This window comes from Mesorhizobium sp. M7A.F.Ca.CA.004.04.2.1, from assembly GCF_004022825.1.
Lineage (GTDB): Bacteria > Pseudomonadota > Alphaproteobacteria > Rhizobiales > Rhizobiaceae > Mesorhizobium.
On sequence record NZ_RZPH01001553.1, the window covers coordinates 1 to 830 of the forward strand.

The following is an 830-nucleotide window of genomic DNA, read 5'->3' on the forward strand; positions in this document are numbered from 1 at the left end:
GCATCAGCCCAGGAGGAGCGGATATGGGATACGATCGCGGCAAGCTCGACGCGTTGCGTCGCAAATATGGTGAAAGCCATGCCGGCGAGCTGTTCGACCCGAAATTCCGCAAGGTGGCCGACAAGATCTTCTCCAAAAGTGGCACGCGGCTGGCGCCCTATTCAGGCATCCCGACCTTCCTCGCCGCGCCCTACCGCGAAATATCGGCCGACAATCCGGATTTCGGTGATTTGCAGGTGGCGATGATCGGCGTGCCGATGGATCTCGGCGTCACCAACCGGCCAGGCTCGCGCTTCGGGCCGCGAGCGCTGCGTGCCATCGAGCGCATCGGCCCCTACAATCACGTGCTGGAATGCGCGCCCACACATGAGCTCCGGGTCGCCGACATCGGCGACACGCCGTTCCGCAGCCGCTACCGGCTTGAGACAAGCCATGAGGATATCGAGCGGCGCACCAACCAGATCGTCGATGCCGGCGTCATCCCGCTTTCGATCGGCGGCGACCATTCGATCAGCCACCCGATCCTGAAGGCCGTTGGCAAGAAAGCTCCGGTCGGGTTGATCCATATCGACGCCCACTGCGACACCAGTGGCCTGTTCGACATGACCAAGTTCCACCATGGCGGCCCGTTCCGCAACGCGGTGCTTGACGGCGTGCTCGACCCGACGCGCACGATCCAGATCGGCATCCGCGGCTCGGCCGAATATCTGTGGGAGTTCACCTACGAGTCCGGCATGACCGTGGTGCATGCCGAGGAGGTGACCGGTCTCGGCATTCCGGCCATCATCGAGAAGGCGCGCAGAATAGTCGGCGACGGCCCGACCTATGTG

General features: G+C 63.5%; 1 protein-coding gene. It reads left to right on the plus strand.

Annotation, left to right across the window (positions count from 1 at the left end; translation table 11 throughout):
* Positions 1–23: 23 nt before the first annotated feature.
* On the plus strand, positions 24–830 hold an 807-nt coding region (locus EN893_RS36080; protein WP_128362270.1), incomplete at its 3' end, for an arginase family protein.